This is a genomic window from Caulobacter hibisci (genome assembly GCF_016135805.1).
GTDB classification, from domain to species: domain Bacteria; phylum Pseudomonadota; class Alphaproteobacteria; order Caulobacterales; family Caulobacteraceae; genus Caulobacter; species Caulobacter hibisci.
This window is the reverse complement of record NZ_JADWOX010000003.1, coordinates 274,615-292,386: the sequence shown is the minus strand read 5'-3', so window position 1 is coordinate 292,386 and position 17,772 is coordinate 274,615. Positions and strand designations below refer to the sequence as shown.

15 protein-coding genes and 1 pseudogene are annotated in these 17,772 nt (G+C 67.9%); 11 read left to right on the top strand and 5 right to left on the bottom strand.

Annotated elements, in window-relative coordinates; genetic code table 11:
• Positions 1–49: 49 nt before the first annotated feature.
• From I4Q42_RS07455 to I4Q42_RS07445, 3 genes are all read left to right on the top strand, one after another.
• Positions 50–2,221 carry a prolyl oligopeptidase family serine peptidase gene (locus I4Q42_RS07455; RefSeq protein ID WP_232792937.1) on the top strand — a complete coding sequence of 724 codons (2,172 nt, stop codon included), beginning with the start codon at positions 50–52 and terminating at the stop codon, positions 2,219–2,221.
• On the top strand, positions 2,222–4,360 hold the full coding sequence (locus tag I4Q42_RS07450) for a prolyl oligopeptidase family serine peptidase (RefSeq protein WP_198575421.1): 2,139 nt from the start codon (positions 2,222–2,224) through the stop codon (positions 4,358–4,360).
• A gap of 106 nt (positions 4,361–4,466) precedes the next feature.
• A complete protein-coding gene (locus I4Q42_RS07445) occupies positions 4,467–5,552 on the top strand; it encodes a GNAT family N-acetyltransferase (RefSeq protein ID WP_198575420.1) in 1,086 nt (361 codons plus the stop codon).
• 172 nt (positions 5,553–5,724) lie between these two features.
• Here I4Q42_RS07445 and I4Q42_RS07440 read toward each other — a convergent pair whose 3' ends face one another.
• Entirely contained in the window at positions 5,725–6,525 is an 801-nt protein-coding gene (locus tag I4Q42_RS07440; RefSeq protein ID WP_198575419.1) for a MipA/OmpV family protein, read from the bottom strand.
• Between the two features lie 366 nt (positions 6,526–6,891).
• Here I4Q42_RS07440 and ffh point away from each other — a divergent pair, with 366 nt between their 5' ends.
• From ffh to rimM, 4 genes and pseudogenes are all read left to right on the top strand, one after another.
• Positions 6,892–8,415 (top strand): signal recognition particle protein, encoded by a 1,524-nt coding sequence (ffh, locus tag I4Q42_RS07435; RefSeq protein ID WP_198575418.1) that lies wholly within the window; start codon positions 6,892–6,894, stop codon positions 8,413–8,415.
• A gap of 24 nt (positions 8,416–8,439) precedes the next feature.
• Complete coding sequence (gene rpsP, locus I4Q42_RS07430; RefSeq protein WP_198575417.1) at positions 8,440–8,940, top strand: 30S ribosomal protein S16; 501 nt, start codon at positions 8,440–8,442, stop codon at positions 8,938–8,940.
• 18 nt (positions 8,941–8,958) lie between these two features.
• Positions 8,959–9,051: pseudogene (locus I4Q42_RS25925) on the top strand (hypothetical protein); the annotation flags it as partial.
• Positions 9,052–9,099: 48 nt separating this feature from the next.
• Entirely contained in the window at positions 9,100–9,663 is a 564-nt protein-coding gene (gene rimM, locus I4Q42_RS07425) for a ribosome maturation factor RimM (protein ID WP_198575492.1), read from the top strand.
• A gap of 7 nt (positions 9,664–9,670) precedes the next feature.
• Here rimM and I4Q42_RS07420 read toward each other — a convergent pair whose 3' ends face one another.
• Both I4Q42_RS07420 and I4Q42_RS07415 read right to left on the bottom strand, forming a co-directional pair.
• Entirely contained in the window at positions 9,671–10,771 is a 1,101-nt protein-coding gene (locus I4Q42_RS07420) for a dipeptidase (RefSeq protein ID WP_198575416.1), read from the bottom strand.
• Positions 10,772–10,820: 49 nt separating this feature from the next.
• A complete protein-coding gene (locus I4Q42_RS07415) occupies positions 10,821–11,327 on the bottom strand; it encodes a MarR family winged helix-turn-helix transcriptional regulator (RefSeq protein ID WP_198575415.1) in 507 nt (168 codons plus the stop codon).
• A gap of 131 nt (positions 11,328–11,458) precedes the next feature.
• Between I4Q42_RS07415 and thpR the strand changes: the two genes are divergently transcribed.
• Positions 11,459–11,998: an RNA 2',3'-cyclic phosphodiesterase gene (gene thpR, locus I4Q42_RS07410; RefSeq protein WP_198575414.1), complete on the top strand. Its 540-nt coding sequence runs from the start codon at positions 11,459–11,461 to the stop codon at positions 11,996–11,998.
• Between the two features lie 243 nt (positions 11,999–12,241).
• On the opposite strand, the gene I4Q42_RS07405 is transcribed toward thpR, so the two are convergent.
• Positions 12,242–14,368: a M3 family metallopeptidase gene (locus tag I4Q42_RS07405; RefSeq protein ID WP_198575413.1), complete on the bottom strand. Its 2,127-nt coding sequence runs from the start codon at positions 14,366–14,368 to the stop codon at positions 12,242–12,244.
• 146 nt (positions 14,369–14,514) lie between these two features.
• Here I4Q42_RS07405 and I4Q42_RS07400 point away from each other — a divergent pair, with 146 nt between their 5' ends.
• The 3 genes from I4Q42_RS07400 (at position 14,515) to I4Q42_RS07390 (ending at position 16,593) form a co-directional block, all read left to right on the top strand.
• Positions 14,515–15,366, top strand: coding sequence for a glutamate racemase (locus I4Q42_RS07400; protein WP_198575412.1), 852 nt, complete (start codon positions 14,515–14,517; stop codon positions 15,364–15,366).
• A 75-nt stretch (positions 15,367–15,441) separates the two neighbouring features.
• Positions 15,442–15,867, top strand: coding sequence for a type II toxin-antitoxin system PemK/MazF family toxin (locus tag I4Q42_RS07395; protein ID WP_198575411.1), 426 nt, complete (start codon positions 15,442–15,444; stop codon positions 15,865–15,867).
• A 192-nt stretch (positions 15,868–16,059) separates the two neighbouring features.
• The gene (locus I4Q42_RS07390; RefSeq protein ID WP_198575410.1) at positions 16,060–16,593 is read left to right on the top strand and encodes an SRPBCC family protein; all 534 of its coding nucleotides are present in this window, start codon (positions 16,060–16,062) and stop codon (positions 16,591–16,593) included.
• A 171-nt stretch (positions 16,594–16,764) separates the two neighbouring features.
• Here I4Q42_RS07390 and I4Q42_RS07385 read toward each other — a convergent pair whose 3' ends face one another.
• Complete coding sequence (locus tag I4Q42_RS07385) at positions 16,765–17,736, bottom strand: TraB/GumN family protein (RefSeq protein WP_198575409.1); 972 nt, start codon at positions 17,734–17,736, stop codon at positions 16,765–16,767.
• Positions 17,737–17,772: the final 36 nt, after the last annotated feature.

The following is a 17,772-nucleotide window of genomic DNA, read 5'->3' as shown; positions in this document are numbered from 1 at the left end:
TTTCGCCTCCATGCACTTGAGGTCAAAAATGGCCTAGCCAGCGCCGGGAATGGCATTAACGTCCCCCGCCATGCTGACGCTCCGCTCCGTTTCGCCCGCCGTCCTGGTCCTCGCCCTCCTCGCCGGCGGCCCCGTCCGCGCCCAGGAGGATCCGCATCTGGCCCTGGAGGGCGTCGAGACGCCGTCCTCGCTGGCCTGGGTGCAGGGCGAGAACGCCAAGACCCTGCCCGTCCTGACCGGCGACAAGCGCTACCAGGGCCTGCACGACGCGGCGCTGAAATTGCTGGCCGCCAAGGACCGTATCGCCGCCCCCAGCTTCGTCGGGACCACGGTGTTCAACTTCTGGCAGGACGCCGACCACGTGCGCGGCGTCTGGCGCCGCACCAGCCTGGAAAGCTACCGCTCGGCCGACCCGAAGTGGGAGACGGTCATCGACCTGGACGCCCTGGCCAAGGCGGAAGGCAAGAACTGGATCTGGAAGGGCGCCGACTGCAGGCCCAAGACCCATGACCGCTGCCTGGTGAATCTGTCCAACGGCGGCAAGGACGCCGTCGAGGTGCGCGAATTCGACCTGACGACCAAGAGCTTCGTCAGGGACGGCTTCGTGCTGCCCGAGAGCAAGCAGACCGTCGACTGGCTGGACGCCGACACCCTGATCCTGACCCGAGACTGGGGCGCCGGTACGACCACCGACAGCGGCTACGGCATGGTGGTGAAGACCCTCAAGCGCGCCCAGGGTCTCGACCAGGCCGTCGAGGTGTTCCGCGGCGAGAAGGCCGACGTCAGCGCCCGTCCGCACGTTCTGCGCGACGCGGCCGGCAACCGCGTGGTGCTGATCGAGCGGGCCACCGACTTCTTCCACACCAAGACTTTCCTGCTGGACGATGCCGGTAAGGCGACCCCGCTGCCGATCCCAGAACGCTCGTCGATCCGCGGCATGATCGGCGGCGAACTGATCCTGACGGTCGAGGAGGACTGGAGCTACAGGTTCGCGCCGAACGCCGCGCCGCGCGTGTTCCCGGCCGGCGCCTTGGTCGCCGTCAATCCCGAGCGGCTGCTGCCGCCCAAGACCAGCGACTTGGTCATCAGCAACGACTGCAATCCCTGCCAGATCTTCGCGCCCGGGCCGCGCCAGTCGATCGACCAGGTGGCGGTGACCGACCACCGCGTGGTGGCGGTGATTTACGACAATGTCCGCGGCGGCCTGCGCAGCTTCAGCGATCGCGGCGAATGGGGCTGGGACGGCGCGACCTTGCCGGTGATCGACAATGCCGCCGTCTCGATCGTCGCCACCGCCGACGAGGGCGACCAGCTGTTCTATTCAGTCGAAGGTTTCGTGACGCCCACGCAACTGAAGCTGGCCAATGCGTTCAACCCCAAGGCCGGCGCCGATACGGTCAAAACCCTGCCCGCGCGCTTCGACGCCTCCAAGCTGCAGGTCGAGCAGAAGGAAGCCATCTCGAAGGACGGCACGAAGATCCCCTACTTCCTGGTCAGCCAGAAGGGCGCCAAGCCTGACGGCTCTGCCCCGACCTTGCTGCACGCCTACGGCGGCTTCCAGCTGTCGAAGCTGCCGGTCTACGACCCGCTGGTCGGCAAGCTGTGGCTCGAGCGCGGCGGCAGCTACGCGGTGGCCAACATCCGCGGCGGCGGCGAGTTCGGTCCGGCCTGGCACGAGGCGGCGCTGAAGGCCAACCGCCAACGGGCCTACGAGGACTACTTCGCCGTCGCCGAGGACCTGATCGCCACCAAGGTCACCAGCCCGCGCTACCTAGGCGCCTACGGTCGCTCCAACGGCGGCCTGCTGATGGGCGTGGCCCTGACCCAGCGGCCCGACCTGTGGAACGCGGTGGTGGTCGAAAGCCCGCTGCTGGACATGATCCGCTACACCCAGCTGCCGGCCGGGGCCTCGTGGATCGGCGAGTATGGCGATCCGGCCATCCCGGCCGAACGCGCCTGGATCGAGCGCTACAGCCCCTACCAGAACCTCAAGGCCGGGGTGAAATACCCGCTGGCCTACATCACCACCTCGACCAAGGACGACCGCGTCCATCCCGGCCACGCCCGCAAGTTCGCCGCGCGGCTCGGCGATCTGGGCCAGCCCTACCTCTACTATGAGAACACCGACGGCGGTCACGCCAACGGCGCAGACCCGGCCGCCAACGCCAAGCGCTGGGCGCTGCACTACACCTACCTGTCGCGCCAGCTGATGGATCACTAAATGCGTAAGCTTGTTCTCGCCCTCTTCGCCGCATCGAGCCTGATGACCGTTTCAGCCCACGCCGCCCCTGCCGACACCGCGCCCCGCACGCCGCTGACCGAACTGGGCAAGGACGATCCCTACCTCTGGATGGAGGAGATCGAGGGCCAGCGCGCGCTCGACTGGGCCAAGGCGCAGAACGACCGCAGCCTGCCGATCCTGCAGAACGACCCGCGCTACGCCGGCCTGCACGCCTCGGCCCTGGCCATCGTCAACGCCAAGGACCGCATCCCGGGCGTGTCGTTCATCGCCGACGCCGACCTTCGGAACTACTGGCAGGACGCCGACCACGTGCGCGGCGTCTGGCGGCGCACCAGCCTCGTCAGCTACCGCACGGCCGAGCCGGTGTGGGAAACCATCCTCGACCTCGACGCCCTGGCCAAGGCCGAGGGCAAGAACTGGGTCTGGAAAGGCGCCGACTGCCTGGCCCCGGAAAGCCGGTATTGCCTGGTCTCGCTGTCGAACGGCGGCAAGGACGCGGTGGTCGTGCGCGAGTACGACACCGTCGCCAAGACCTTCGTCGAGGGCGGCTTCACCCTGCCCGAGGGCAAGCACCGCATCGACTGGCTGGACAAGGACACCCTGATCGTCGCCACCGACTGGACGCCCGGCGAGGTCACGACCTCGGGCTATCCCTACGTGGTCAAGCTGGTCAAACGCGGTCAGCCCCTGGCGGCCGCCAAGGAGATCTACCGCGGCGCCAAGGACGACGGCGGCTATGGCGTCTCTCCCTTCGCCCTGCGCGATCATGACGGCGTGGTGCAGGCGGTGTTCGTGCTGCGCCCGCTCGACACCTTCAACGCCGAGACCCACCTGGTGGTCGGCGACAAGACGGTGAAGCTGCCCTTCCCGCTGAAGTCGTCGATCCAGGCCCTGGTCAAGGGTCAGCTGGTGTTCAGCGTCGAGCAGGACTGGGCCGAGCAGGGCCTGAAGACCGGTGACCTGGCCGCCTTCGACCTCGCCGCGCTGAAGGCCGACGCCACGAAGGCCAAGGCTACCCTGATCCTGCATCCGACCGCGCGCGAGTCCGTCCAGGGCGTCACCGCCACCCGCGACCGGCTGGTCGTGGCCCTGTTCGAGAACGTCAAGGGCGCGGCCTACGCCTACGACTTCAAGGGCGGCGCCTGGGGTCGGACCAAGCTGGCCCTGCCGGCCAATTCGACGGTCAGCCTCGGTTCGGCCTCCGACAAGGACGACCGCCTGTTCGTCAGCGTGACCGGCTACCTGACCCCGACCACCTACTGGCTGGCCGACGCGGCCACCGGCAAGCTCGACCAGGTCAAGGCCGCCCCGGCCAAGTTCGACGCCTCGACCCACGTGGTCGAGCAGTTCGAGGCCACCTCGAAGGACGGCACCAAGATCCCGTACTTCCTGGTCCGCCCCAAGGGCATCAAGTACGACGGCTCGACCCCGACCCTGCTCTACGCCTATGGCGGCTTCCAGGCCTCGATGACGCCGGGCTACTCGGCGACCACCGGCAAGTTGTGGCTCGAGCGCGGCGGGGCCTATGTCGTGGCCAACATCCGAGGCGGCGGCGAGTTCGGCCCCAGCTGGCACGAGCAGGGCCTGAAGGCCAACCGCCAGCGGGTCTATGACGACTTCTTCGCGGTCTCCGAGGACCTGATCGCCCGCAAGATCACCTCGCCGCGTCGCCTGGGCGTCATGGGCGGATCGAACGGCGGCCTGCTGATGGGCGTGGCCCTGACCCAGCGTCCGGAGCTCTACAACGCCATCGTCATCCAGGTGCCGCTGTTCGACATGGTCCGCTACAGCCAGATCGGCGCGGGCTCGTCGTGGATGGGCGAATATGGCGATCCGCAGATCCCGTCCGACCTGGCGGTGATCGAGAAGTACTCGCCCTACCAGAACCTCAAGGCCGGCCAGAAGTACCCCGAGGTGTTCATCGAGACCTCGACCAAGGACGACCGCGTCCACCCCGCCCACGCCCGCAAGGCGGCGGCCAAGCTCGAGGCCCTGGGCTATCCGGTGCTGTACTACGAGAACGTCGACGGCGGCCACGCGGCCAGCGCCAACCTGGCCGAGACCGCCCGCCGGGTGTCGCTGGAATACACGTATCTGACCCGCAAACTGATGGATTGACGCGGCAAGCCCAAGGTTGGGCGATGTAAACCGGAACGCAATCTCTGGGCGTCATGATCCGGGCTGACCTTTTTCGAAGGTCCGGATCAGCGCTCGGGGGGCGCCCGTGAAGATCGACGTCATCCAGGCCCTGCAGTTATCGCCGGAGGACGGCCAGCGCTGGATCGCCCTCCAGGCGCTGCAGCCCCGTCTCGACTCTCCTTTCCTGTCTCCCGAATGGGCCAAGGCCGTCGCCACGGCCCAGGGCGAAAAGGGCGAGCGGGTGAAGGTGGCCATCATCCGCGACGACGACGGCCACGCCCTGGCCTATCTGCCCGTGCGGGTGAAGGCGGGCGTGGCCATGCCGGCCGGCGCGCCGATGTGCGACTATCAGGCCCTGGTCTCGACCCCCGACGTGGCGGTCGACCCGCGCCGGCTGCTGGCCGCCCTGAAGGCCCAGCGCCTGGATTTCTGCCACATGCTGGCCGATGACGAGACCCTGGCCCGCCACGGCCGCGGCCAGGCCGACTCGTGGATCGTCGACGTCTCCGCCGGCTACGACGCCTATGCCGCCGACCGCAAGACGTCTGGGGTGGGCGTGCTCAAGGACATCGACAAGAAGCGCCGCAAGGTCGAGCGCGAGGTCGGTCCGACCCGCTTTACCGCCATGTCGGACAGCCGCGTCGACTTCGACCAGCTGATCGCCTGGAAGCGCGAGCAATTGCTGGCCACCGGCCAGACCGACCTCTTCAAGACCGACTGGGTCGGCCGCCTGGTCGACGACCTGTTCGCCCGCCGCGACGCGGATTTCGGCGGCGGTCTCTACACCCTTCATTTCGGCGACGAGCTGGCGGCCGTGCACCTGCATCTTCGCGGGGCCCATACGATCCACGGCTGGCTGATCGCCCACAACGCCAAGTTCGACCGCTATTCGCCCGGCCTGCTGCTGTTCCAGGACATCCTGAAAAGCATGGACGGCGGCCCCTATACCCGGCTCGACCTCGGCACCGGGGACTACCGCTTCAAGCGCGAGCTCTCCAACGCCCGCCAGACCGTGGTGTTCGGCTTCTACGGCGCGCCCTCCCCGGCCACCTTCGTTCGCTCGGCCGCCTGGGGCGTGCGCCAAGTCGCCGAGGCCCTGCCGCTGGGCCGGATGTCGCAACTGCCGGGCAAGGCCATGCGCCGCATCGACCTGCTGCGCGGGCTGCACTGAGTCTCTGCTTTTCCCGTCATTCCCGCCCCTGTGGCGGGACCCCCTGGTTCCGCTCGCACCTGCAGCGCCAGCGGACTGCTCGGCAGTCCGCCCCACCCGCCCCTGCGGCTGACAGAGGGTTTCTCCCCACAAGGATGAGAATGAAGGGAGCGAGAGCGACGCTCTGCGCGCCCTACCGCCCGATGAACCGCCGCACCACGATCAGGCCGCCGCGGTATTCGTCCTGCTGTCCGAAGCGCTCGATCAGCGGGCTGTCGGCGGCTTCGCCCAGGATGCGTTCGTAGTTGGCGAAGGTGCCGACCGCGTACTTGTCGCCGATCGGGGTCATCATCAGGAAGGCCAGACCCACCTGGTTCAGGCCGGCCTTGGGCTCGTATTGCATGAGGCTCGGCACGGCCGCCACGTCCTTGGCTGACACGCCGTAGAAGGTGCGGTTGGTTTTCTTGTCCCCGCCGCGGGCGTAGAGCATCGATTGCAGCAGGCCCACGGGCGTGACGTCCTGGCGCGAGACCGAGCCCCAGACGTCCCAGCCATCGGACACGCCGGTGACGTCATGGCCGACGCGGCCGCCGACCACCCAGTCCTTCCAGGTGCGCTTGTAGGCGTAGAGCGCTAGGTCCGCGCCGGTGTCGGGGCTCTCGATGCCGCTGGAGCTGTCGTCGGGGCCGCCCCAGCGCGGGCGCAGCTGCACGCCGGCCCGCAGGTCGTCCTGCTTGACGACATTGTAGCCCAGGCCGTCGAGGCCGTTGGCGTAGACCTTGTCCTTCCAGGTGGCGCTGCCCCAGAGGGTGAAGTTGGTCTTGTGCGGATCCTTGCCGCCGGGGCTGAAGCCATAGACGGGACCGCCGCCGACATCGACCTCCCAGGTCGAGGGGGCTTCGATGTCCTTGTAGGGCAGGGCCTGGGCCAGGGCGCTGGCGGGCAGGATGAAGGCGGCGGCCGCCAGCAGGGCGGGCAGGAGCTTGGTCGACATGGAGTCCTTGCGATCAGACCAGAAACGGGACCCCAATCCCTGACCGCATCCCGTCGAACGCGTTCAATGAGCCCATAATCCTCCGCAGGCGGAAAGGCAAAGCCTGGCCGACCCTTGGCCGCGCGGTTCCACTCGCATCGTGTCTTCCCGGCCGCAACCCCGCAATCGACTCGAAATCCTTGCCTTTTCCACAGTCCTCCCGCATAAGCGCTCGCTTCCGGCGCTTCATCAGCAGCGCCTCCACCGTCACGACCCCGCCCCGGTAGCCCGGGATCCCACGCGGACGAGGACGGCGAGGACCCCCGTCGACGTTATCGTCCACGGGGGCTGATTGCGTTTGGTCTGTAGTTTTAACCAGGGTTCGACATGTTCGACGGCCTTACAGAGCGACTTTCAGGGGTCTTCGACCGCCTCGGCGGTCGCGGCGTGCTGTCCGAAAAGGACATCGACGAAGCCCTGCGCGAAGTCCGCGTCGCCCTGCTGGAAGCCGACGTCGCCCTGCCGGTGGTCAAGGACTTCATCGCCAAGGCCAAGGAAAGCGCCGGCGGCGAAGCGGTCATCCGTTCGGTCAAGCCGGCCGACCAGGTGGTCAAGATCGTCTATGACGGCCTGGTCGAGATGCTGGGCGGGGAGGTTCCCACCGGGCTGAACCTGGCCCTGAACCCGCCGACCATCATCCTGATGGCCGGCCTGCAGGGCTCGGGCAAGACCACCACGACCGGCAAGCTGGCGCTGCGTCTGAGCAAGACCGAGCGCAAGAAGGTGCTGGTCGCCTCGCTCGACACCCGCCGCCCGGCGGCCATGGAGCAGCTGGCGACCCTGGCCCAGCAGGTCGGCGTCGAGAGCCTGCCGATCGTCGCCGGCCAGAGCGCCACGGACATCGCCAAGCGCGCCATGACGGCCGCCCGCCTCAGCGGCTACGACGTCCTGATCCTCGACACCGCCGGCCGCACCACGCTGGACGAGGCGATGATGAGCGAAGCGGCGGAAATCGCCCGCATCGCCAATCCGTCCGAGACCCTGCTGGTCGCCGACAGCCTGACCGGCCAGGACGCCGTGCGCACGGCCAAGGCCTTCCACGAGCGCCTGCCGCTGACCGGCCTGATCCTGACCCGCGCCGATGGCGATGGCCGCGGCGGCGCCGCGCTGTCGATGCGCCACGTCACCGGCCTGCCGATCAAGTTCCTTGGCGCCGGCGAGAAGATCGACCAGCTCGACGTCTTCGACGCCCGTCGCGTCGCCGGCCGGATCCTGGGCCAGGGCGACGTCGTCGCGCTGGTCGAGAAGGCTGCCGCCGACCTCGACCAGGCCGAAGCCGAGCGCATGGCCAAGAAGCTGGCCAAGGGCCAGTTCGACCTCAACGACCTGTCGGCCCAGCTGTCCCAGATGCAGAAGATGGGCGGCATGGAAGGCATCATGGGCCTCCTGCCGGGCGTCCAGAAGGTCAAGAAGCAGATCGCCGAAAGCGGCATCGACGACAGCATCTTCCGCCGCCAGCAGGCGATCATCAGCTCGATGACCAAGCTGGAGCGCAAGAAGCCCGACGTGCTGGCCGCCTCGCGCAAGCGCCGCATCGCGGCCGGCGCCGGCGTCGACGTGGCCGAGGTCAATCGCCTGCTCAAGCAGCACCGCCAGATGGCCGACATGTTCAAGGCCATGTCCAAGGACGGCGGCAAGGGCCTGGCCCGCATGGCCGGCATGCTCGGCGGCGGCGACGCGGCCCGTCTGAAATCCCTCGGCGGCGGCAAGATGCCCGCCGCCGATCCCAATGCGACGGGAGGCCAAGGCCTCTCGGGGCTGCCCGGTCTGCCGGGCCTCGGGGGCGGGGCCAACCCGCTCTCCGGCCTGGGCGGCCTGCCGCCCGGCTTCAATCCGTTCAAGAAAAAATAGCTTTAGATCCAAGGACTAACGAAAATGCTGAAGATCCGTCTCGCCCGTGGCGGCGCCAAGAAGCGCCCGTACTACTCGATCGTCATCGCTGACAGCCACTCGCCCCGCGATGGCCGCTTCATCGAGAAGGTCGGCACCTACAACCCGCTCCTCAAGAAGGACGACCCGGCTCGCGTGACCCTGAAGGTCGAGTCGATCCAGGAGTGGCTCAAGAAGGGCGCCCAGCCGACCGACCGCGTCGCGCGCTTCCTGGCCGCCCAAGGCCTGTCGACCTGGACCGCCGGCAACAACCCGAACAAGGGCGAGCCGGGCAAGAAGGCCAAGGAACGCACCGCCGAGCGCGCCCAGCGCGAAGAAGAGCGCGCCGCCGCCGAAGCCCAGGCCAAGGAAGACGCCAAGGCCGCCGCTGAAGCCGCCGCCGCCGCGGCCGCCGAAGCCGCCGCTGCTCCGGCTCCGGTCGAAGAAGCCGCCGCTGAAGAAGCCCCGGCCGCCGAGGCCCCGGCCGAAGAAGCTTCGGAAGGCTAATCCCTTCCGGCGTTCTGCGTGGTCCTCGCCCTTCGACAAGCTCAGGGTGAGGACCATAGCCGGCGTCACTATAGAAACCCTCACCCTGAGCTTGTCGAAGGACGAGGGTTTCTCTTCTCTACAAACGCCTCCCGGCTTCGTCCGGAAAGTTTCCCGTCGATGCCCATCTCTCCCGATGACCCGTTGATCCTGGTCGGCCGCGTGGCCGGCGGCTTTGGCGTGCGCGGCGAGGTTCGGATCTCGACCTATACCGAAGAGCCGATGGCCCTGAAGGGCTTCAAGCGGCTCCTGCGCCAGGACGGCGGGGTCGCCCTGAGCCTCGCCTCCGCCCGTCCGGTCAAGGACGGCCTGATCTGCCGCTGCGCGGAGATCACCACCAAGGAGGCCGCCGACGCCCTGCGCGGCCTCAAGCTGTTCGTCCCGCGCTCGGCCCTGCCCGAGCCTGACGAGGACGAGTTCTACCTCACCGACCTGATCGGCCTGGCCGTGCGCCACATCGCCACCGGCGAGGACCTGGGCAAGATCAAGAGCGTCCAGGATTTCGGGGCTGGCGACCTGCTCGAGATCATCCCGCCCCTGGGTGGACAGACCTGGTACCTGCCCTTCACCCGCGCCGCCGCGCCCGAGGTGAAGCTGGCCGAACGCGTCGTCCTGGCCGATCCGCCGAACCTGGTGGGCGAGCCCGAGGGGCCGTCCGAAGAGGACTTCGGCGAAGAGGACTAGGCGCGTCTCAGGCGGTCCACGTCTCGTTGAAGACCCGCCGGAAATTGCCGCCGAGCACCTTCTCCACCGTCCGACTGGAATAGCCCTTCTTGCAGAGCGCGTCGGCGATGACCGCGCAGCGATCGGGCCGGTTCAGTTCGGTGACGAACGGCGGCGGGCCTTCGCCCGGGGCGGCGACGCCGGCGGCCTTGCGCTGTTCCAGGCTCTTGTTCCACTCGGCCAGGCTTTCGGGCGAAGTGTCGAAGGGCCACAGCAGGGCGTCGCTGCCGATGCCGACATGGTCCTCGCCGCAGACCTTCAGGGCGTGGGTCAGGTGGGCCAGATAGACCTCCAGCGAAGGCTGGGCCGGCGCGGTCGTCAGGTAGCTGAGCTCGTATATCCCGATCACCCCGCCCCGCTTGGCCAGGGCGCGCATCAGCGTGTCGGACTTGTTGCGCGGGTGGGCGTGCACGGCGCTGCTGCCGGCATGGGTGATCAGCACCGGCTTGGTCGAGGCCTCGATGGCGGCGAGGCTCGATGTCTCGTCGCTGTGGCTGACGTCGACGGTCACGCCTTTGGCGTTCATCCGCTCGACCGCTTGGCGGCCCAGGGCGGTGAGGCCCATGGACTGCGGCGACATCGTGCCCGAGGCGAACGGCGTGGTGCGATTGTAGCTGAGGCCCATGATCAGCACGCCGAGGCCGCGGAACTGGTCGATGGCGGCCAGGTCGCCCTCCAGCATCTCGGCCGCCTCGAACGAATAGATCACGCCCAGCCGGCCCGAGGCCTTGGCGCGGGCGAAGTCGGCCGGGCCGGTGATCTTCATGTAGAGGTCGGGATTGAGGGCGACGGCCTTGTCGAAGCCGGCGATGCTTTCGACCACCTCGGCCCGCGTCTCGCCGCCCGAACCACCGATCGTCATCTTGGCCGCCGTCAGCCCCGAGGCCCGGATGAGGTCGCGGGTTTCCTTGTCCAGCGGCTTCTCGTCGTCGATGGGCAGCATCAGGTTGCCGTTGATCACGACGGCGTCACGATAGAGAGCCGCCGCCGAGGGCGCCGCGAAGGCGGATCGGGGCAGGCAGGCCAGGACGGGCAGGGCGCCCAGCAGGGCGCGGCGCGAGGGGGTCATAATCGACGATCTCCGTTCGCCGGAATCTATGTAGGCGCCTACGGATATGTCAATCGGGTTCCTGGTCGGTCTCCGTCCGGGCCATGATCCGATCGAACATCGAGCGCTCGTCCAGAGCGTCGTCCAGCCGGTCGAGCAGGCGGGTCAGTTCCCCGGCTTCGGCGTCGAGCTCGCGGGCGGCGCCGTTGAAGGCGTTCCACAGCGGTGTCAGCCGCGCCGCCAGGGTCCTGCCTTCGTCGGTCAGATCCAGCAGGCGCCGGCGGCCGTCCTCGACGGCGGCGACCGAGGCGACGATCCCGGCTTTTTCCATCGACCGGCTGGTCTCGCTGACCGAGACGTGGGTGATGTGCAGGATGGCGGCGATCTCGCCCACCGCCATTGGCCGGCCATGCTCGACCAGCTGGCGCATCACGCCGTACCAGCGCTGCTCGAAGCGCACGCCGTGGGCGGCGTAGACCCGGGCGCCGTCCCGGTCGAGGCGTTCGGACGCCCGCCGCAGCCGCGCGGCCAGGGCGGCGCCGCCGAAACCGCGGCTGTAGTCGGGATCTTCGGACATCGGCGAACCTGGTTGAAGAGCGTTCGAGGCGCGAGCGGGGTGGTCATCGCCCTTATCGGTTTGTCTTCCTCGGCGGAAGTCCGCGCGGACCTGCATGGACGTCTCGCCGCCTCGTCGGCTAGGCTGGCGGCATGATCCGCCTGTTCACCGCGATCGCCCTGCCGCCCGAAATCGGCGGCCCGCTGCAATCTCGCCAGTCCGGCATAGAAGGCGCCCACTGGCGGCCGCTGGAAGCCCTGCACGTCACGCTGCGCTTCATCGGCGACGTGCAGGAGACCGACGCGGCCGACCTCGACGAAGCGCTTTCGGAGATCGAGGCTCCGGCCTTCGACCTGGAGCTGAAGGGCGCGGGCCATTTCGGCGAGGGCGTCGAGATGCACGCCGTCTGGGCCGGGGTCGAGGACCAGCCGCTGCTGCGCCGCCTGCAGAAGGCCAATGAAAGCGCCGCCCGCCATGTCGGCCTCAAGCCCGAGACCCGGGGCTACCTGCCGCACGTCACCCTGGCCTATCTGAAGCGCGCCACGGTTCCCGAGGTCGGCGCCTGGGTCCAGCGCCACAACCTGCTGCACTCGCCGCCGTTCCGCGTCGATCGGTTCGGCCTCTATTCCAGCTGGCAGACCAAGGAAGGCTCGGCCTACCGGCTGGAGCGGGAGTATCCGCTTCAAGGCTGAGGCGGGTCATACTTCTCCAGTCTGGACTACTTGGTCCGTGCATCCCCGCGAAGGCGGGGATCCAAGCCGCGTCGGGGATGATCCACGATCAGCGCCTCACCCTGAAGATCAGCTTGGATCCCCGCCTTCGCGGGGAAGATCGGATTTGGGTGACCTTCTGCCTCCACTCCAAAGCCCAGAACGAAAAACGCCCCGCCCGGCTTTCACCGGACGGGGCGTCTTCAGTTCAGCTCAAGAGAGCGATCAGGCGCCCGGCGGGACCGGGAAGCCGCGATCGCGCATCAGGGCGCCGATCTTGACGTCGCGGCCGCGGAAGGCGCGGAACTGCTCTGCCGGATCGACCGAGTTGCCCTTCGACATGATCGTCTTGATCAGGCGCTGGCCGGTGGGCTTGTCGTAGAAGCCGCCCGGCGCCTCCTGGAAGGCCTCGGCGACGTCGGCGGTCAGGGTGTCGGCCCACAGATAGCTGTAGTAGCCGGCCGAATAGCCGTCGCCCGAGAACACGTGACCGAACTGCGGCGTACGGTGCCGCATGACGATCTCCTTGGGCATGTTCAGCTTGGCCAGCTCTTCGCGCTCGAACTTGTCCGGATCGATGTCGACGCCGCCCGCGAGGTGCAGCTTCATGTCGATCAGGGCGCTGGCCAGGTACTCGGTGGTGTCGAAGCCCTGGTTGAAGGTCGAGGCCTTCTTGATCTTGTCGACCAGGGCCTGCGGGATCGGTTCGCCCGTCTTGTAGTGGACGCAGAACTTGTTGAGCACCTCGGGCGTCGACAGCCAGTGCTCGTTCAGCTGGCTGGGGAACTCGACATAGTCGCGGGCGACGTTGGTGCCCGAGACGGTCGGATAGGTGACGTCGCTATTGAGGCCGTGGATGGCGTGGCCGAACTCGTGGAACAGGGTGTTGGCGTCGTCCCACGAGATCAGCACCGGCTCGCCGGGCTTGCCCTCGATGAAGTTGGAGTTGTTGGAGACGATCGTCGAGATCGGCTTCTTGAAGCGCTCCTGGTTGCGGTAGGCGTTCATCCAGGCGCCCGAGCGCTTGCCCTGGCGGGCATAGGGGTCGAAGTACCACAGGCCCACGTGCTTGCCGTCGCGGACGACCTCGTAGACGGTCATGGTCGGGTGGTAGACGGGCAGGCCGTCGACCTTCTTGAACTCGAAGCCGTAGACTTGGCCGGCGGCCCAGAACATGCCCTCGCGCAGCTTCTCCAGCTGCATGTACGGCTTCACCTCGTTCATATCGAGGTCGTACTTCGCCTTGCGGACCTTCTCGGCGTAGTAGCGATAGTCCCACGGCTCGATCTTGAAGCCGCCGCCTTCGGCGTCGACGATCGCCTGCATGTCGGCGACGTCCTTGGCGACCTGGGCGATGGCCGGGGTCCAGACGGCTTCCATCAGGGCCATGGCCTTGTCGGGCGTCTTGGCCATGGCGTTCTCGAGGCGCCAGTGGGCGTGGGTCGCAAAGCCCAGCAGCTTGGCGCGCTCGGCCCGCAGCTTGAGGATCTTGGCGATCAGGGCGTTGTTGTCGGTGGCGCCGCCGTTGTCGCCGCGGTTGACGAAGGCCTTCCAGACCTTTTCGCGGGTGGCGCGCACCGGCGAGTTGGTCAGGTAGGGGTCCACGCTGGAGCGCGTGTTGACGATGATGTTCTTGCCGGGAAGCTTGCGCTGCTCGGCGCTGGAGGCCGTCGCGCCCTTGATGGCGTCGGGCAGGCCGGCCAGGTCGGCTTCGGTCAGCTCGATATAGGTCTCTTCGTCGGCCAGCAGGTTCTGGCTGAACTTGGTGAACAGGCCCGACAGCTCGGTGTTGATGGCCGCGACCCGGGCCTTGGCGGCGGGGGCCAGCTTGGCGCCCGAGCGCACGAAGTTGGTATAGTAGATCCAGACCAGACGCTGCTGCTCAGCCGTCAGCTTGGCCTTCTCGGGGCTGTTGTAGACCGCCTCGATGCGGGCGAAGAGCGCGGCGTTCTGGGTGATCTTGTCGCCGATCTCCGAGAACTTGGCGTCGATCGCCGGCTCGATGGCCTGGTACTCCGGCGAGCTCATGTTCGAGCCCCAGATGCCGTAGTAGCAGCCGACGTCGGCCAGGGTGCGGCCGGTGTCTTCCAACGCCGCGATGGTGTTGGCGAAGGTCGGCTTGTCCTTGTTGGCGGCGATGGCGTCGACCTCGGCCAGGTTCCTGGCGATCGCGGTGTCGACCGCGGCCGTCAGGTCGGAGACCTTCATCTTGTCGAAGGCAGGGACGCCGCCGTACGGGCCGGTCCAGGGAGCGAGCAAGGGATTGGTCTCCGCGGCGAAGGAAAGGGCGGGCGCGGCGGCGCTCGCGGCGGCGGCCGCGGCGGTCGAAAGCAGGAAGGTGCGACGTTGCACGGATGGCTCTCCGTTGAGTGTGGCCGGACCCTAGGCCATGCCCGTGCCCCCGTCACATGACAGGACCGTAACCTTTTCAAAGCCGACGTCTTTTCGGCCGCGCGAGCGCATGGACGGAGGCCCCCGGCGCGGCTAATGCTCAGGCCATGACCATCGGCGTATTCGACTCCGGCGTGGGCGGCCTCAGCGTCCACCGCGCCCTCGTGCAGCGTCTGCCGCAGGCGGACTTCGTCTATCTGGCCGACCAGGCCAACGCACCCTATGGCGGCAAGTCCGGCGAGGAGATCGTCGATCTCACGCGGGCCGGCTGCGAGCGCCTGTTCGAGGCCGGCGCCAGCCTGGTGGTCCTGGCCTGCAACACCGCCAGCGCCATCGCCCTTCGCCGGCTGCAGCAGACCTGGCTGCCGGGCTATCGCAAGTCGCTGGGCCGGCCGATCAATATCCTGGGCATCATCGTGCCGACCATCGAGGCTGCCACCGGCCTGCCCTGGGAGCACGAGGCCGAGCGCCGCGGCGACAAGGTCGAGCAGCTGGACGTGCTGGGGGTGTTTTCCACCCAGGGCACGACCAATTCGCGCGTCTACGAGATCGAGATCGACAAGCGCAAGCAGGACCTGGCGGTGTTTTCCCAGCCCTGTCCCGACCTGGTGCCGATGATCGAGGCCGACGCCGGCGTGGTGGACCTGGCCAAGGCCGTCGAGGGCTATGTCCAGGCGCTGAAGACCCGCATCGGCCGCTATCCCGACCGTGCCGTACTGGGCTGCACCCACTACGAGATCATCGCCGACATCTTCCGCGCCGCCCTGCCGGCCGGCACCCCGGTGATCCACCAGCCGGCGTCCACTGCGGACTCCCTGGAGCGCTACCTCGAACGCCATCCCGAGTACGACCCCGGCACGGGCGGCGGCCGGGTGTTCCTGACGACGGGTCATCCTGGCCCGCAGAACGGCTTGGTGCAGAGCTTTTGGGGCGGCCCGCTGGTGTTCGAGAAGGCGTAGGCGGGAGCGGGCGCTCTTGCTCGCACCCTGAGGTTGCTTTCAAATCTGACCACGGAACGACCTTAGGGAGTTGTCGTGGGCCTCAGGGAACATCCGGACACCGGAACAGTGCTGATGTGCGATTTCGGCGGCGGCTTTCGCGTGCCGGAAATGGTCAAGCGCCGGCCGGTAGTCGTGATCAGCCCGAAGATCCGCAACAGGCCGGGTCTTTGTACGGTTGTGCCGCTCAGCACGACGGCCCCTGCTCCTCGCATGGCCTATCACTGCCAGATCGAAATCGAGCCGCCCTTGCCAGAACGCTTTGTGAGTTCAGGTCTTTGGGTAAAGGGCGATATGATTTGTACCGTCTCTTTGGAACGACTGGATTTCATCCGAACCGGAAAACGCGAAGACGGAAGTCGAAAATACTACTTTCACCGGTTGGATAGACAAACCATGTCTGAAATCCGAGGACGTGTCCTGGTGGGACTCGGCCTCTCTCACTTGACAAAACACCTCTGAAATTCTACTTATGTTTCGTTAGCGGCTCTGGCTTGGCCATCCGCGTCTAAGACCCCTTCGGGGGCCGTCGTGGAGCGTGGCGACACCAAGCCATTTCACGGCGTAGATCAAACCCCGCCCGTGCGGGGTTTTTTCTTGCCCGCCAATTCGTGGCGGCGCTTGATCCCGGAACGCCCCTTCCGGAGACGCGCCATGAAGCTCGCCGCCCCCGTTTTCGCCGTCCTGACACTGCTGGCCGCCGGCGGCGCGCGGGCCGAGGTGGTCGACGCCCAGCCGAACGGGTTCGAGACCCGGCGCGCCGTGGTCATCGCCAAGCCGGCCGCCGAGGTCTGGGCGGCGCTGGTGCAGCCTTCGAAGTGGTGGAATTCGTCCCACACCTGGTCGGGCTCGGCGGCGAACCTGTCGCTGGGCGCGGCCTCGGGGGCGTGTTTCTGCGAGAAGATGCCCAATGGCGGCTCGGTGCTGCACATGACCACGGTCAACGCCCAGCCCGGCAAGCAGCTGACGCTGTTCGGGGGCCTGGGTCCGCTGCAGATGTCCGGCGCCAGCGGCCACCTGGTCTGGGCCCTGGCCGAAGCCGACGGCAGGACCACCCTGACCTGGACCTACGACGTCGGCGGCTACCGCAAGGGCGGGCTCGACAAGATCGCCCCGGCCGTCGACCAGGTGCTGGCCGAGCAGCAGGATCGGCTGAAGGCTTATGTGGAGACCGGCAAGGCGGGGTAGGGGCCGCTACCTTATCCTCATTCTCACGTCATTCCCGCCCTTGTGGCGGGAACCCCTAGTTCCGCTCGCAAGTGAAGCTCAAGCGGACCGCTGGCGGTCCGCCCCATCCGCCCTTGCGGCTGATAGAGAGGTTCCCGCCACAAGGGCGGGAATGACGAGAGGATAGAAGGGCTAGTTCGGCGACGTCACCGTCGCCCCCTGCGCCCGCAGCCGGTCCAGCACGCCATTCCTCGGCAGCAGGAACGCCAGGTCCACCACCGCCACGGTCACGCCCGGACGCGCCAGCGCCTCCGACAGCGCCTTGGCCGACTGGCCGATCTGGTCGTCAAGCAGGCCAGCCCCGCCGGGCGCGCGCAGCAGGCAGCGCTGGGCGGCGCTGGCGGAATAGCGGGCGCGGACGGCGGCGATGTCGCCGTCGGCCCAGTCCTGGCCCAGGGTGCGCCAGCGCGGGGCCTCGTAGTCGACCTCGTCGAGGGCGTCCTTCAGGCAGGCCAGGTTGGCCTCGTCCGACAGCTTGCCGGCCGCGCCCAGCACGGGCCCCAGGCGATACTGGCTCATCGCCTTGACCTTGACGCCCTTGGCTTTCGCCATCCGCTCGATGGTGCTGACCGGCTTGGCCTCCGACAGGCCCGCCGCCTGGCGGAAGTCCGACAGCACCAGGAAACCCGCCACCGCCGGCTTCCAGTCCTTGTAGGGAATGGCCGTGCGCCGGGCCTGGGTGCGGGCGTTGATGAAGCGCGCCTTCAGGTCGGGCGGCAGGCGGTCTTCCAGCTTCTTGCCGAAGCCCTGCCGCACCCCGCCGCCACCGGTCAGCATGAACTTGGTGATCTGCATCGGCCCCACCGAGGCCTCGGGCGGCAAGAGCACGAGACCGGCCTGGTCGAGGGCGCGGTTGAGCCGCGGGCTGTCCCACTTCAGCTGGTGCGGCAGGGGCGCGGCCGAGCCGAGCACATAGAGCTTGGCGCCGTTCTTCTCGACCAGCCACAGGGCCGGACCGGGCGGACGGGCGACGACCAGCAGTTCCTCGACCACCGCGCTGCCGGGATCGGCGGGCTGCAGCTCGACGGTCGGCTCCTGGGCCAGGGCCGGCGCGGCCAGAACGACCAGAAGGGCGGCGATGGGGGCGATCCTCGAAACGGCCATGCGTCCTCCTCCTGCGGGCGGAAAAGACATAGTGCA

What these genes read in the sequence shown, in the direction of transcription:
- I4Q42_RS07455 (WP_232792937.1), top strand. Translation starts at nt 50, where the DNA reads ATGGCATTAACGTCCCCCGCCATGCTGACGCTCCGCTCCGTTTCGCCC.
- I4Q42_RS07450 (WP_198575421.1), top strand. Translation starts at nt 2,222, where the DNA reads ATGCGTAAGCTTGTTCTCGCCCTCTTCGCCGCATCGAGCCTGATGACC.
- I4Q42_RS07440 (WP_198575419.1), bottom strand. Translation starts at nt 6,525, where the DNA reads ATGTCGACCAAGCTCCTGCCCGCCCTGCTGGCGGCCGCCGCCTTCATC.
- ffh (WP_198575418.1), top strand. Translation starts at nt 6,892, where the DNA reads ATGTTCGACGGCCTTACAGAGCGACTTTCAGGGGTCTTCGACCGCCTC.
- rpsP (WP_198575417.1), top strand. Translation starts at nt 8,440, where the DNA reads ATGCTGAAGATCCGTCTCGCCCGTGGCGGCGCCAAGAAGCGCCCGTAC.
- rimM (WP_198575492.1), top strand. Translation starts at nt 9,100, where the DNA reads ATGCCCATCTCTCCCGATGACCCGTTGATCCTGGTCGGCCGCGTGGCC.
- I4Q42_RS07420 (WP_198575416.1), bottom strand. Translation starts at nt 10,771, where the DNA reads ATGACCCCCTCGCGCCGCGCCCTGCTGGGCGCCCTGCCCGTCCTGGCC.
- I4Q42_RS07415 (WP_198575415.1), bottom strand. Translation starts at nt 11,327, where the DNA reads ATGTCCGAAGATCCCGACTACAGCCGCGGTTTCGGCGGCGCCGCCCTG.
- thpR (WP_198575414.1), top strand. Translation starts at nt 11,459, where the DNA reads ATGATCCGCCTGTTCACCGCGATCGCCCTGCCGCCCGAAATCGGCGGC.
- I4Q42_RS07400 (WP_198575412.1), top strand. Translation starts at nt 14,515, where the DNA reads ATGACCATCGGCGTATTCGACTCCGGCGTGGGCGGCCTCAGCGTCCAC.
- I4Q42_RS07390 (WP_198575410.1), top strand. Translation starts at nt 16,060, where the DNA reads ATGAAGCTCGCCGCCCCCGTTTTCGCCGTCCTGACACTGCTGGCCGCC.
- I4Q42_RS07385 (WP_198575409.1), bottom strand. Translation starts at nt 17,736, where the DNA reads ATGGCCGTTTCGAGGATCGCCCCCATCGCCGCCCTTCTGGTCGTTCTG.